Here is a 12,994-nt window from a genome sequence, read left to right on the forward strand (position 1 = left end):
TTATGAAAAATTATAAATCGTACTTAAAAATGGGGAAAAAGACCGTGATAATAGCCGTATTGATGCTAACAACATTAACCTCTTTTGGTCAATCTGCAATAGACAAACTAGAAGATGATGAAAATGTAATGGCGTTGGTTCTAAATCAAAAAATGTTTAGGATGTTAGCAACAATGGGGATGAATGTAGAGGATTCTGAAGATCAAGAATATGTTGACATGGTTAATAATATTACGAGTCTTAAAGTTTTTACATCAGGTGATGAAGCGACCTCAAAAAAAATGACAACTACCGTGAAGAGTTATTTGACATCTGCAAAATTAGAAGAATTAATGCGTTTTAAAGAAGGAGATAAAACAGTAAAATTCTATGTAAAGGAAGGGAAAGATGAAAATCATGTAAAAGAACTCGTTATGTTTATGACCGGTTTAGGTGAGTTAACTGAAGGTGGAAATATAGAGGTGAATGGTAAGAATCTTAATTTTGAAACTGTTGTAATCTCTTTAACCGGAGATATCGATTTAAGACAAATATCTAAAATGACGAGCCAAATGGATATTCCAGGTGGAGATCAGTTAAAGAAAGCAGGAAATAAAAAATAAAATTATGATACAATCAATCAAAAAATCAATGGTAATGTTGTTTTTGGTTGCGGCTTTTACGAGCTGTAACCAAGAGCCTACATTACAAACCTATTATGTAGATAACGAATTAGAACCTGGTTTTGCTTCGTTTGATATCCCTTCAAGTTTTTTCAATGTTGAAAATATTGAAATGACTAAAGAACAAAAAGAAGCTTATAATTCTGTAGATAAGTTGAATGTATTAACTTATATGAAAGATAACACTGATACAGAGGTGTATAAATCAGAATTAGCAAAGGTTAATACCATTCTTAAAGATCCTAAATACGAAGAATTAATACGTGGAGGGAGTGTTAAAGAGGGAAAATTTGTAGTCAAATTTCTAGGTGATGTAGATCGTATAGATGAACTTATCATTTTTGGAAACGCTACAAATAAAGGTTTTGTAATTGCAAGAATTTTAGGTGATGATATGAATGCGAGCCAGCTAATGTCTTTAGGTTCTGTACTTAAAAATGCAGATTTTGATGAAGAAAAACTAAAAGGTTTAAAAGACTTTTTTAAATAATCTGACATTATGGTGAGCAATAAAGTTTATCAGTAACTTATTTAAATGTTAATTAAAATCGTCTTGAGGAGTATCTTCAAGACGATTTTTTTCTGCTTTATTTTTAAAAGCGTATAAACAAGCTATTATAAAGAGAAACCCAAAACTGGTAAATAAGATTATTTTTATAAAAAGATAATCAAGTAAATCAAATAGACCAGATATAAACAAACCAAGTGCTACAAGGGTTGCAAGTGTTAAAGCAATTTTGTCTTTTGATTTTGGAATGAGTTTCACAAATAGTTAAATATTAGATCCCAGTATAATTACTAGGAGTAATCGCTTTTAATTCCGATTTAATAGCATCAGAAACCTCTAAGGTATCAATAAAATTTGAAATAGAAGTTTGCGTAATCGCTTCGTTAGTTCTTGTTAATCCTTTTAAGGCTTCGTATGGGTTAGGGTAGCTTTCACGTCTTAATATCGTTTGAATAGCTTCTGCTACTACAGCCCAGTTATTTTCAAGATCTTGAGCAAATTTAGGTTCATTCAATAATAATTTACCTAAACCTTTTACTGTAGATTTAAAACCAATAATTGTATGTCCAAAAGGTACACCAACATTTCTTAAAACCGTACTATCTGTTAAATCACGTTGCAATCTAGAAAGCGGTAATTTTGCAGAAAGGTGTTCAAAAATAGCATTTGCCATTCCTAAATTCCCTTCACTATTTTCAAAATCAATAGGATTTACTTTATGTGGCATTGCAGAACTTCCTATCTCACCAGCTTTAATTTTTTGTTTAAAATAATCCATTGATACATACGTCCAGATATCTCTATCTAAATCAATGATTATTGTATTTATACGTTTAAGACCATCAAACAAAGCTGCTGCATGATCGTAATGTTCTATTTGAGTTGTTGGAAAAGAATGTTGTAATCCTAATTTTCCTTGAACAAATTCTGTTCCAAAAGCTTTCCAATCAATGTTTGGATAAGCTACTTTATGAGCGTTGTAATTTCCTGTTGCTCCACCAAATTTAGCCGCACTTGGTACATTGTTTAATAAATTAAATTGCTCTTTTAATCGCGCTGCAAAAACGCTAATCTCTTTTCCTAAACGTGTAGGAGAAGCTGGTTGACCATGCGTTCTAGCTAACATTGGGATATGTGCCCAATCTGTAGCTAAGCCTTCAATTTTCTCTAATAATTCTGAATATTCAGGAACATAAACATCATTCATCGCATCCTTAATACTTAAAGGAATTGCAGTGTTGTTAATGTCTTGAGACGTTAATCCGAAGTGAATAAATTCTTTGTATGCAGAAAGCTCTAAAGCATCAAATTTATCTTTAATAAAGTACTCAACCGCTTTTACATCGTGATTGGTAACTTTTTCGATATCTTTAATAGCTTGTGCATCAATTGCAGTAAAGTTTTTATAAATCGCTCTTAAATCTTCAAAAACAGAAGAAGATACAGATTCTAATTGTGGTAATGGTAATTCACAAAGTGCGATAAAATATTCGATTTCTACTAAAACACGGTATTTAATCAGTGCTTCTTCTGAGAAATAATCTTTTAATTTTTCGACTTTAGATCGGTAACGACCATCTATTGGTGAGATTGCATTTAGTGCTGAAAGTGCCATTTATATTGATTTTTTAGAAGCGTCAAATATAAGAAACTAAGTTGAAAAATGAGGTATACTATAACAGGAATAGCACGTCTTTTTTATGATTAAATATTTAGACTTATTTATAATATAGAATATTTATTTTTCTAACAACTAACAACTAACAACTAACAACTAACAACTAACAACTAACAACTAACAACTAACTCACTCTTTAATCTTTTTCAATATATGTCTTGCTCTAGCTTTAAAAGCGGCACTTTGTGTTTTAAAATCACGTTCTAATATAATTGCTAATTCTGGGTGAATCCAATTATATTCATTTCCTAGCATGTACAAACTTGTCATAGCGTAGGCTTTTGGTGCTACTTTTTCATCGTTTATCATCCAATCAAAACAAGCCGCTGTAATTTTTTCTTTATGTTGTTCAGATATATGAGATGCCATTATATTATCTGTTTTTGTGTAATTAGCAGTTACTAAAAGTTCGCAGATTTTAGCAACAGGTCTTACCGCAGGATCTAAATGTACCTTATGCATATTTTGTGTAAATACATTTAAATGCGGAATTATTTCTATAATACTTTCGCTGCACATAAACTCAAAAACCCAAGCAGCTCTGCACGAAATTTTATCATCAACATCAAAAAGAATTTCTAATAATGGTTTTACCCATTCTGGATTAGAGATAACCAAATTAGAATAATGTAAACGTTTTTCACGAGAATGATTTACGTGCTTTAATTCTTTATAGAGTTTAGCTTTGGTCAAAATAAAAATGTTAATTTTATGACTTTAAAATTAATGAAAAATGAAGATTATAAAAAGAATAGGACTCATACTTTTAGTTGTATTAATTATTGCACAATTTTTTGGGCCTAAAAAAAATGTAGGAGATAGTGGTTCTTTGGAACCTTTTTATGCGGACACCAATCCATCCGATAATGTAAAATTAATTTTAAAAAATGCCTGTTTAGATTGTCATAGTGACAATACGAATTACCCTTGGTATAATAATATTACACCCGTTAATTATTGGTTAGATGAACACGTTAAAGATGGTGTAAAGCATTTAAATTTATCGAAGTGGGATGATTATTCGGATAAGAAAAAAGACCATAAATTAGATGAATTAATTGAAATGGTCGAAGAAAAAGAAATGCCCTTAGATAGTTATACTTGGATACATGACGAGGCAAAATTAACGGAAGCGCAAATAGAAGACGTTACAGCTTGGGCAAAAACCGTACGATTAAAATATATTTTTTTGAAAGACGCTGAGTAACTCTAAGAATTTCAAAATTAGTACTATTGCATTTTAGTACTCTAATTGAATTTTAGAATCTTTTTATGAATAAAAAATTACTCGTTATTGGTTTTGTTTGGCCTGAACCTAAAAGTTCAGCAGCTGGTAGTCGCATACTTCAGTTGATTACACAATTTCAAAAACAAGGTTATATTGTTACGTTTTCTTCAGCAGCTAAAACTTCTGATAATACATTTAATTTAAGTTCTATAAATGTTGAAACGAAGCCAATTCATTTAAATGATTCTTCTTTTGATACATTTGTAAAAGAATTAAACCCTAATGTGATATTGTTTGATCGTTTTATGTCCGAAGAACAATATGGCTGGCGTGTGGCAGAACAATGTCCGGATGCTATTAGAGTTTTAGATACAGAAGATTTTCATGGTTTACGAAAGGCTAGGGAAGTGGCTTTAAAAAAGAATGAAATCGTTTCTTTGTCTTATTTGCAAAACGAAACAACAAAACGCGAAATTGCAAGTATTTACCGTTGCGATTTAAGCATTATGATTTCTGAAGTTGAAATAGAAATTTTAACCAAGCAATTTAAAATTGATAAAAGCTTACTCTATTATTTACCTTTTTTATTAGAACCTATTTTGGAAGTGGATATAAAACAATTGCCAATTTTTGAAGAAAGGGAACATTTTATTACCATTGGCAATTTTCTTCATGCACCAAATTATGATGCCGTTTTATATTTAAAACAGAGTATTTGGCCATTAATAAGGCGACAATTACCTAAAGCAGAGTTGCATATTTATGGCGCTTATGAATCTCAAAAAGTAACACAATTACATAAACCTAAAGAAGGCTTTTTTATTAAAGGATTTGCTGAAGATGTAAATGAGGTTATGAAAAATGCTAAAGTATGTTTAGCATCCTTACGCTTTGGCGCAGGTCTAAAAGGGAAACTTGTAGATGCTATGCAAAACGGAACGCCCTGTGTTATGACAAGTATTGCTGCTGAAGCAATGTTTGCCGATTTAGAAATTAATGGATTTATTGAAGATAATCCTGAGGATTTTGCAGAAAAAGCAGTTGAGATTTACAATAATGTAGAACTTTGGAAAGAAAACCAAAAAAATGGATTTCAGGTTTTAAATCAACGTTTTAATAAAGCTAATTTTGAAGAAGGGTTTACATCTAAAATTGAAGCACTTTCTAGTGATCTGAATTCTCATCGTGAAAACAATTTTATAGGGCAGTTATTTATGCATCAATCTATGCAGAGTAGTAAGTACATGAGTAAGTGGATTGAAGCGAAGAATAAGTGATGTTTAATTTGTTTTAAAGTGAAAAAAGATTAGTTTATTTCTCCTACTTCCAAACTATCAAATATCTTTTTAAAATTCAGCGGGAAATCATCTTTTAAATACATTTTTTCTTTTGTAAATGGATGTACAAATTTTAAAGAATAAGCATGTAAATACAATCCTTTACCATTTAAAATAAGCGATTCAATTCCATAATCTTTATCTCCTAAAATAGGATTTCCGATTCCCGACAAATGTTTGCGTAATTGATGCCTTCGTCCTGTAAAAGGTTCTAATTCCACTAAATTAAGGTAACCAAATCTTTCAGAAGGAACAGTTTGATGAACTTTGTAATTAGATTTACAAGGTTTACCGTCTACTTCCGTAGTGATACTTCCTTCAGGTTTCATTTTTCCAATAGTAACTGCGTAATAGGTTTTTTTAATAGCTCTGTCTTCAAATAATTTATTTAAAGCACGAATGCTACTACTGGTTTTTCCAACTAATAAAATACCTGTTGTAGGGAAATCTAAACGGTGAGCCGGTTGTGGTTGTGTTGCATCTTCTAATGTACTTTGTTTTAGATTCTGAATAAGTGCATTGGTAATGGTTTTAAAATGATTACCACTCACTAAAATTCCACCAGGTTTATGAATTATGGCCAAATAATCATCCTCAAATAACACCTTAAGTTTAAAGATGAGCCGTTTTTTGGGACTCACATTTTCAGGAACCGATAGAGTTATGGTTTCTCCTCCATTTATAAATGTTGCAGAAGTTGCAATATTATCATTTATGGAAACATAATCTTTCTTTAGTGCTTTTTTAAAAGCCGATTTTGTGGGGAATGCATCAAAAATTCCAACGCCATAATCTTGAAGTCGAATAGCGATAGAGCGTTGAGGTACAATATGAGTTTCTGTTAATTTGATGATTTTATATTTGTTTTAGAAGTACTAAAAATTAAAGCCGTTAGTAATAAACCTATACCGATACCTGTTGCAGAACCTTTAATAAAATCCGTTAATTGTACGTAATATGAAATAATCTGTGAAGCTGCAATTATAAATAATCCAACACATAGAAGTAATAAAGTTTTTTGTTGTTTTCTTGTTTTCATCTTGTTCTGTTTTTAATATTAGTAATTCAAGTTTAAAATTTGTTACACTATATTATCTTAATATTTAAAGCAACTATTACAAGTTAATTTAAAATAATTACTGTTGCAAATTCAACTTAAACAGTTTTAAAAAATGCATAAAAAAAAAGCCATTATTAAATAATGACTTTTTTAGTAAAAATGAACAGAACTATTAATCAAATAGTAATTTTAGTATAATTTATTTAAAAATTATTCTTTAAAAACGCTGTAATTTCAGAGGGTTCAGCTCTGTTTCTATAGTCCGTGTTCAAATAAGCGTAATCAATCTTTCCTTCTTCATTTATTATATAGGTGGCAGCTAACGGAAGTTCGTTAGAGGTGTCACCATTATGATCATTTAACCCAAATGATGCGTTATATACTTTAGCAACATCATCGGTTAATTTAAATACTATTCCGTAGTCTTTAGCTACTTTGTTTCCAATATCACTTAAGACTTCAAACTCTAAGTCGTTTTTTTCTGAAGTACTTACAGAAGCATCTGGTAATTCTGGAGTTAATGCTAATAAATTAGCTCCGTTAGCTTTAAAATTTGGTAATTCTTGCTGTAATTGTAGTAATGTAAGGTTACAATACGGGCACCATCCGCCGCGATACCATGTGAGTACAACAGGACCTTTTTTTAAGTAATCTTCTAACGTTACCGGTTTTCCTAAAGCATTTATTAATGTGAAATTAGGAGCTTGTTGTCCAACTTGCTTTGCTAAACTTAGAATGTCGCTATTTTCTACGTCAGCAAATCCAGCAGCATAAATTTTCTTTTTTGTCTCGTCTGCATTTAATTCAAAATTGGCTTTCTTTTCATCTAATTTAGATTTTAAAGAAGTTGTGTTTGTATCACTCATCATTTTATATTTTAAAGTCTTCTTCTTTTAAATTGTTATCAAATTTAATATCAGTCCATGTGACGTAAATCCAAGGTAAATCTGTGACTTCAGCTTCCCAGTTAGATTTTTTATACTGGCGTTTTGTGGGGATTAACATACCGTCAATATCTTCATATTCTAATTGCATTAAATTAGGTATATCCATTTTTCCAAAATCAGCAACCGTAAACAAAAACTGATCTACCATTCCTGTTTCTTTATTAATATAAAGTTGATAAATATCAGTTGGTTTATTTTTTTCTGAAGTGAAAGAGATTTTTACAATCTCATAAGCTTTATTATCAATGCTTTTGTCTCCTAAATAATCGTAAACAACTCCTGGATCTAATAATTTAGGCATCATAGAAAACCAATAGAAATTAGTAGGTCTATTAAAAGCAACACGTTTTAAATAGGCTTCGTCATTCATTTCTACTCCATCATGTTTAAGCCAATATGTATCACCGTCATAACCTTGCTCTATTAAGCCTTTTAGATTAGGAAGCGTTCTTTCATGTTGCTTATAAGCACCATAAGATAATTCGCCGTTAAACATATACTTTTCAGTACTCACATCTTTTTTACCATCTGGTGTTTGGTAAGTGTAGGTGTAAACCACATCTTTTTTGTTTAAAAGCGTCTGGTAGTTACCTGTTTTTTGAGTGAGGTTATACACTAATTCTTGTCCTTTATTAGCAAAAGTCTTAATAGTTTCTTCTTTAGCAATTTCGGCCTCAAGGGGAAGAGGGGTTTCTGTTTTAGCTTTGTTGTTATTACAAGAAGCTAATAAAAGACAAGTGATAAATGTTAATGTATAGATTTTCATTATATTTTTTTTATTTATTATTTAAACTAGAGCGCCATTAGCTCCAATTACTTGACCAGAGATCCATTTAGAATCATCGCTTGCTAAAAATAATACAACTTTAGCTATATCTATAGGCTTTGCAAGTCTATTAAAAGCATTCATACTGCTTAGTTTATCAATGAATTCTTGTGATTTTCCTTTCATAAATAATTCGGTTTCTGTAGCGCCTGGTGCAAGAGCGTTTACAGAAATTCCTCTACCAATTTCTTTTGAAAAAACACGTGTCATTTGTTCTACAGCAGCTTTAGAAGCTGAGTATAGGGCATAGGTAGGAAACATTAATTTTACCGTGCTTGAAGAAATATTTATGATATTTCCGTTGTCTTCCAATTTATGAAATGCTTCTTGTAAGGTATTAAAGATTCCTTTTACATTGATATCAAATTGTTTTGAGAAATCTTCTTCAGTATTATCTTTCAAAGGTTTTGAAATCATAACACCAGCATTGTTTACCAATACATTTACTTTTCCATAAGTTGAAATGGTTTTATCAAATAATTGTGTAACATCTGCTTTATTGCTTACATCTGCTTTTATTGCTACTGCAGTTCCGCCAGCTTCTGTAATTGTATTTACAGTATTTTGAGCTTCATCAGCACTATTAGAATGATTAACAACAACTTTAGCGCCGTTTTTTGCTAATTGAATAGCGATTTCTTTACCGATTCCTCTAGAAGAACCTGTAACGATGATTACTTTGTTATCTAAGGCCATAGTATTTTATTTTAAAGCAATTAAACGTTCGGCTATTAATTTTAAATTGGGCTCATTAATTTCTGGGTTAGGAGCTAGTGGATATAATTGAGCACCAGGTCTTCCTACAAAAGCACCTCTCCAGCCTGCCCAAATAGCACCTCCAATATCCCATCCATGCGCTGCAACTAGTAAACATTCACTTGGTTCTACTCCCATTTTTCTAGCAGCCCAATCATAAGCATCTGTGTGTGGCTTAAATTTACCTATGTCTTCAATACTTAAGCGTTCTTCAAAGTAATCTAATAATCCAGCATTTTTAAATTGTGTTTCTACACCTTTATTAGACGAATTTGTAAATGAAACTAATTTATAACCTGCTTTTTTTAAGTCCGTTAAAGCTTGTTTTACTTCAGGGTGTGCAGGTAAAGAACGTATAGGACCTAAAATTGAAGCTCTTGCTTCTTCTTCTGTAATCGTAATACCGTGATTAGCCGCTACCATTTGTAAAGCTGCGGCACCAATAATACCGAAATCATTATATTGTCTACCTACTGTACTAACTAAAGAATATTGTAACATAGTGGTAAACCATAACGGTAATAAATCACTTCTGTTACCTAAAACTTTACCTACGCTATCTTTCATAGCAGTAAGGTCTAGTAATGTTTCATTAACGTCAAAAAATAATACTTTTGGTCTCGTTGTATCCATGTTTTCTTTTTTTTCTTCTGATTTTGTGTTTGCAGCGAATCCAAATTGCGGAATTGTAGCTCCTGCTAAACCTAGCATTGCTGATTTTTTAATAAAACTTCTTCTGTTGTTGGTATTCATCGCTTTTGTTTCTTGTTTAAAACATACTATATGGTATGTTTTTAGTTAAAAAAATATTATACTTTTAATTGTTTTAGATATAAAGAAAGACCTAAAATATAATCGTCTATTACTTGATCATCATTATAGAGTTTTCTAATACCTCGAATGCCTTCAAAAGCACTAATTAAATAAATAGCAACGGCATTATTTGAAATGTCTTTATTGATACTATTTTCTAATTTACCTCTTTCTAATAAGTGAATCAATGCAGCTTTCCATTCTTCAATAATACGTTTTAATGCTATTTGATAAGCTTCTTCTTCGTCAGCAATTTCATTAATAAAATTATTCATTGGACAACCATGCTGCTTATCGTATAGGGAAAATGATTTTATTCGACCAGAAAATGTAGTCTCTAGTAATTTTAGTGCATTTCCATCTTGATAGAGTGGTGTAATCATTCCATCATAAACACGTTTTTGTATTTTTGTGCTGATAACTTCGATACCTAACTCTTTTTTACTTTTGTAGTGATGATAAAAAGCACCTTTAGTAAGCTTAGTTGCTTTCATTATTTTATCTACGCTAGTGGTTTTAAAACCCTCTTTATAGAACAACTTAAAGGACTCATTGAGAATTAACTCTTTAGTAAGTTCTGATTTTTGTTTTTGTTCCATGATTCAAAAATAAACAAAATAAAATACCAAGTAGTATGTTTTTGTTTTTTTGTAAAATATTTAACAAGAAATAGGAGTGTGCTGTTCCATTAAATGGAAGTCGGTTTATTCGTTTTCGGTTAAAATTTCTAATAAGGTTTTAGTACCTTCTGTAGCTGATTTTTCAATAATAATTACTTTTTTATTATTTACATGAGCAGGTTTTGGATCTATATAATATATCGGAATGTTGGGGTGTACATAATCCATTAATCCAGCAGCAGGGTAAACTTGCATGCTTGTACCAATTATGACTAAAATATCTGCTTGTTTACAAATCTCCATAGCCTTATCAATCATAGGAACAGCTTCTCCAAACCATACGATATGTGGTCTTAGTTGGTAGCCTTTTGCACAAGTGTCTCCCAGTTTAATATCTTCATTACAAATTTTAATATCATTTTCATCTTCAGAGCTTCTCATTTTACGCAGTTCACCATGTAAGTGAATGATATTGTTACTGCCTGCTCGTTCGTGTAAATCATCTACATTCTGCGTAATTATAGTAACGTGATATTTTTTTTCTAAAGCAGCTAAATCAAAATGGGCTTGGTTGGGTTTTACTTCATTCAGTTGTTGTCTTCGTTGATTATAAAAATCTAAAACTAAAGCAGGATTCTTTTTAAAACCTTCAGGTATTGCAACTTCCATTACGTCATGGCCTTCCCAAAGTCCATCTGCGTCTCTAAATGTTTTTATGCCACTTTCGGCACTAATACCTGCTCCTGTTAATACGACGATGTGTTTTTTCATAGTTTAAAAATAGTGATTTATGTAATAGTATATAGAATACAATATGATTAGTATTTTATTTTTTTAAAGTATTTAAATTTTAATAAAAATGATTAAGAAGCTTCGTGTTATTTGTTACTATATTTTATATTTTTGAATATATGAAAGCAGATTTAAAACTTTTAGAATATCTAGAAACATTTCTTACCGAAAACAGAATTGAGCGTTTTAATAGTGTTTTACCAAATAGAACAAAGCATTTTACTGTTGCTACAGAAGATGTATACCAATTGCATAATACAAGTGCAGTTATGCGTACATGTGATGTTTTTGGAGTTCAAGAATTAAATATTGTAGAAGAGGTAAATTCTAAAAGTATTGATCGCGAAATAGCTATGGGAGCCCAAAAATGGGTAGATCTTAATCGTTTTAATTCGGTTGCAGATTGTATTAAGGATTTAAAAGCTAAGGATTATCAAATTGTGGCAACCACACCTCATGCCGAAGATTGTGAACTAATAGATTTTGATATTACAAAGAAGTCGTGTTTTTTCTTTGGAAGAGAGACAGAAGGTTTATCTCCACAAGTAATTGATGAAGCCGATTGCTTTTTAAAAATTCCGATGGTGGGTTTTACTGAAAGTCTAAATATTTCGGTTTCTGCTGCTATTATTCTTCAGCACGTTACGGCACAATTGAGAAAATCTGAAATAGATTGGAAATTAACAGATGATGAAATTTTAGAAAAACGATTCGATTGGATTAAAAAGACATTAAAAGATTATGATGCAATTGTAGAACGTTACAATAGTGGTCTTTAAGTCTGTATAAATTAATCTTTATCTTTGCTGTTTTTACGCTCTTTACTACGCTTAATCACCTTGTATTCTTCATAACATTCACTAATGGCATCTAATACTTGAAGATCGTTAGCGGTGTTAATAAAGTCCTTAGAGTAGTTACATTGATTCACAATTTCGTCTAAATCAAATTTAGTGACCTGTAGTAAAACAAGAAGCATTTCTCTATCAAAACGTTTAGAAAGTTGACTTCTAATCTCGTCATCTTCTTTCATTTTCTTTAGCTTGTGCATCTCATTCGGTTTTCTACCAAACATATTATATAAGAAATCTGCAGGATTAAATATAGCGCCAAGAACTTTGGTTGCTATATTCGTTTTTCCAGCTTCATAACCTTGACCTGGTAAGCCTGATATACGATAACGATTATTAGACGTTATTGGAACTTGATTCATATCAACCTTTAGGTAACCAGTTAGTTGAAGTTGCTTTACAGTAACCTCTTCTAATGCTAAAGCTAATTCGGTCATTTCAATTTTAGTATTTCCAAATTTTAACCAGTCATTAGTTACTCTAACTTTAATAGATTTAAAACCTAAATATGATAAATGTAAGGTATCATTTACTTTGGCTCTTATTTCAAAAACACCATCTTCATTTGTTGCTGTACCAACAACTTGATTGATATTAACAATATTTGCTTCGCTTAAAGGAAGGCTTGTAGAAGAGCTAACTAAAGTTCCTTTAACTTTTGTAGGTGTTTGTGTTGCTGTACTATCTTGGCTAAAGCCATTGATGGTAGTTAAGCATATAAATAATAAAAGTAGATATCGCATGTAAATGTGTTACGTTGTAAAGGTAATAAAGAAATCGGATTTAACATATTGCAGGTTTAGATTTGACTAAATATTAACTTTTTTAGATTTATAATTGATTAAATTAGGGCTAAAAAAAATCCAAAACCTAAAGTAATACTTTAAGTTTTGGATTTTTATATAAATTTAAGGTG

The 12,994-nt window shown here is 30.9% G+C and carries 17 protein-coding genes; 5 read left to right on the forward strand and 12 right to left on the reverse strand.

Features of this window, described 5'->3' with window-relative positions; genetic code table 11:
- The first annotated feature begins 2 nt into the window (after positions 1–2).
- Together H0I32_RS13635 and H0I32_RS13640 are read left to right on the forward strand one after the other, a co-directional pair.
- The gene (locus H0I32_RS13635; protein ID WP_246293646.1) at positions 3–602 is read left to right on the forward strand and encodes a DUF4252 domain-containing protein; all 600 of its coding nucleotides are present in this window, start codon (positions 3–5) and stop codon (positions 600–602) included.
- Positions 603–606: 4 nt separating this feature from the next.
- Positions 607–1,152 (forward strand): DUF4252 domain-containing protein, encoded by a 546-nt coding sequence (locus H0I32_RS13640; protein ID WP_173588408.1) that lies wholly within the window; start codon positions 607–609, stop codon positions 1,150–1,152.
- Between the two features lie 48 nt (positions 1,153–1,200).
- Here H0I32_RS13640 and H0I32_RS13645 read toward each other — a convergent pair whose 3' ends face one another.
- The 3 genes from H0I32_RS13645 to H0I32_RS13655 form a co-directional block, all read right to left on the reverse strand.
- The gene (locus H0I32_RS13645) at positions 1,201–1,428 is read right to left on the reverse strand and encodes a hypothetical protein (RefSeq protein ID WP_173588409.1); all 228 of its coding nucleotides are present in this window, start codon (positions 1,426–1,428) and stop codon (positions 1,201–1,203) included.
- 13 nt (positions 1,429–1,441) lie between these two features.
- Entirely contained in the window at positions 1,442–2,785 is a 1,344-nt protein-coding gene (gene purB / locus H0I32_RS13650) for an adenylosuccinate lyase (RefSeq protein WP_179314562.1), read from the reverse strand.
- Positions 2,786–2,977: 192 nt separating this feature from the next.
- Entirely contained in the window at positions 2,978–3,541 is a 564-nt protein-coding gene (locus tag H0I32_RS13655) for an adenylosuccinate lyase (RefSeq protein WP_179314561.1), read from the reverse strand.
- A gap of 40 nt (positions 3,542–3,581) precedes the next feature.
- On the opposite strand from H0I32_RS13655, the gene H0I32_RS13660 reads away from it, so the two are divergent.
- Together H0I32_RS13660 and H0I32_RS13665 are read left to right on the forward strand one after the other, a co-directional pair.
- Positions 3,582–4,055 (forward strand): heme-binding domain-containing protein, encoded by a 474-nt coding sequence (locus tag H0I32_RS13660; protein ID WP_173588412.1) that lies wholly within the window; start codon positions 3,582–3,584, stop codon positions 4,053–4,055.
- A 65-nt stretch (positions 4,056–4,120) separates the two neighbouring features.
- Positions 4,121–5,353 (forward strand): glycosyltransferase, encoded by a 1,233-nt coding sequence (locus H0I32_RS13665; protein WP_179314560.1) that lies wholly within the window; start codon positions 4,121–4,123, stop codon positions 5,351–5,353.
- A 29-nt stretch (positions 5,354–5,382) separates the two neighbouring features.
- Here the strand turns inward: H0I32_RS13665 and H0I32_RS13670 are convergent, their stop codons facing one another.
- The 8 genes from H0I32_RS13670 to H0I32_RS13705 form a co-directional block, all read right to left on the reverse strand.
- A complete protein-coding gene (locus H0I32_RS13670; RefSeq protein WP_317167000.1) occupies positions 5,383–6,018 on the reverse strand; it encodes an RluA family pseudouridine synthase in 636 nt (211 codons plus the stop codon).
- Between the two features lie 236 nt (positions 6,019–6,254).
- Positions 6,255–6,452: a hypothetical protein gene (locus H0I32_RS13675; protein WP_173588414.1), complete on the reverse strand. Its 198-nt coding sequence runs from the start codon at positions 6,450–6,452 to the stop codon at positions 6,255–6,257.
- A gap of 224 nt (positions 6,453–6,676) precedes the next feature.
- Positions 6,677–7,339, reverse strand: a complete 663-nt coding sequence (locus H0I32_RS13680; RefSeq protein ID WP_256928770.1) for a peroxiredoxin-like family protein — start codon at positions 7,337–7,339, stop codon at positions 6,677–6,679.
- A 4-nt stretch (positions 7,340–7,343) separates the two neighbouring features.
- On the reverse strand, positions 7,344–8,186 hold the full coding sequence (locus H0I32_RS13685) for a DUF6503 family protein (RefSeq protein ID WP_218747077.1): 843 nt from the start codon (positions 8,184–8,186) through the stop codon (positions 7,344–7,346).
- A gap of 21 nt (positions 8,187–8,207) precedes the next feature.
- A complete protein-coding gene (locus H0I32_RS13690) occupies positions 8,208–8,942 on the reverse strand; it encodes an SDR family oxidoreductase (protein WP_179314558.1) in 735 nt (244 codons plus the stop codon).
- Between the two features lie 6 nt (positions 8,943–8,948).
- Positions 8,949–9,755 (reverse strand): haloacid dehalogenase type II, encoded by an 807-nt coding sequence (locus H0I32_RS13695; RefSeq protein WP_179314557.1) that lies wholly within the window; start codon positions 9,753–9,755, stop codon positions 8,949–8,951.
- A 56-nt stretch (positions 9,756–9,811) separates the two neighbouring features.
- Positions 9,812–10,414: a TetR/AcrR family transcriptional regulator gene (locus H0I32_RS13700; protein ID WP_179314556.1), complete on the reverse strand. Its 603-nt coding sequence runs from the start codon at positions 10,412–10,414 to the stop codon at positions 9,812–9,814.
- A 105-nt stretch (positions 10,415–10,519) separates the two neighbouring features.
- Positions 10,520–11,206, reverse strand: a complete 687-nt coding sequence (locus H0I32_RS13705) for an SIR2 family NAD-dependent protein deacylase (protein ID WP_179314555.1) — start codon at positions 11,204–11,206, stop codon at positions 10,520–10,522.
- Positions 11,207–11,346: 140 nt separating this feature from the next.
- Between H0I32_RS13705 and H0I32_RS13710 the strand changes: the two genes are divergently transcribed.
- Positions 11,347–12,006, forward strand: coding sequence for a TrmH family RNA methyltransferase (locus tag H0I32_RS13710; RefSeq protein ID WP_173588420.1), 660 nt, complete (start codon positions 11,347–11,349; stop codon positions 12,004–12,006).
- 11 nt (positions 12,007–12,017) lie between these two features.
- Here H0I32_RS13710 and H0I32_RS13715 read toward each other — a convergent pair whose 3' ends face one another.
- The gene (locus H0I32_RS13715) at positions 12,018–12,821 is read right to left on the reverse strand and encodes a carboxypeptidase-like regulatory domain-containing protein (protein WP_173588421.1); all 804 of its coding nucleotides are present in this window, start codon (positions 12,819–12,821) and stop codon (positions 12,018–12,020) included.
- Between the last annotated feature and the right edge of the window lie 173 nt (positions 12,822–12,994).

The sequence above is a fragment of the Winogradskyella sp. HaHa_3_26 genome (assembly GCF_019278425.1).
In the GTDB taxonomy this organism is placed as follows: Bacteria; Bacteroidota; Bacteroidia; order Flavobacteriales; family Flavobacteriaceae; genus Winogradskyella; species Winogradskyella undariae.

Bases quoted from the DNA above. Each gene is read 5' to 3' on its own strand.
- H0I32_RS13635 (WP_246293646.1), top strand. From the start codon at position 3: ATGAAAAATTATAAATCGTACTTAAAAATGGGGAAAAAGACCGTGATA.
- H0I32_RS13640 (WP_173588408.1), top strand. From the start codon at position 607: ATGATACAATCAATCAAAAAATCAATGGTAATGTTGTTTTTGGTTGCG.
- purB (WP_179314562.1), bottom strand. From the start codon at position 2,785: ATGGCACTTTCAGCACTAAATGCAATCTCACCAATAGATGGTCGTTAC.
- H0I32_RS13660 (WP_173588412.1), top strand. From the start codon at position 3,582: ATGAAGATTATAAAAAGAATAGGACTCATACTTTTAGTTGTATTAATT.
- H0I32_RS13665 (WP_179314560.1), top strand. From the start codon at position 4,121: ATGAATAAAAAATTACTCGTTATTGGTTTTGTTTGGCCTGAACCTAAA.
- H0I32_RS13675 (WP_173588414.1), bottom strand. From the start codon at position 6,452: ATGAAAACAAGAAAACAACAAAAAACTTTATTACTTCTATGTGTTGGA.
- H0I32_RS13680 (WP_256928770.1), bottom strand. From the start codon at position 7,339: ATGAGTGATACAAACACAACTTCTTTAAAATCTAAATTAGATGAAAAG.
- H0I32_RS13685 (WP_218747077.1), bottom strand. From the start codon at position 8,186: ATGAAAATCTATACATTAACATTTATCACTTGTCTTTTATTAGCTTCT.
- H0I32_RS13690 (WP_179314558.1), bottom strand. From the start codon at position 8,942: ATGGCCTTAGATAACAAAGTAATCATCGTTACAGGTTCTTCTAGAGGA.
- H0I32_RS13695 (WP_179314557.1), bottom strand. From the start codon at position 9,755: ATGAATACCAACAACAGAAGAAGTTTTATTAAAAAATCAGCAATGCTA.
- H0I32_RS13700 (WP_179314556.1), bottom strand. From the start codon at position 10,414: ATGGAACAAAAACAAAAATCAGAACTTACTAAAGAGTTAATTCTCAAT.
- H0I32_RS13705 (WP_179314555.1), bottom strand. From the start codon at position 11,206: ATGAAAAAACACATCGTCGTATTAACAGGAGCAGGTATTAGTGCCGAA.
- H0I32_RS13710 (WP_173588420.1), top strand. From the start codon at position 11,347: ATGAAAGCAGATTTAAAACTTTTAGAATATCTAGAAACATTTCTTACC.
- H0I32_RS13715 (WP_173588421.1), bottom strand. From the start codon at position 12,821: ATGCGATATCTACTTTTATTATTTATATGCTTAACTACCATCAATGGC.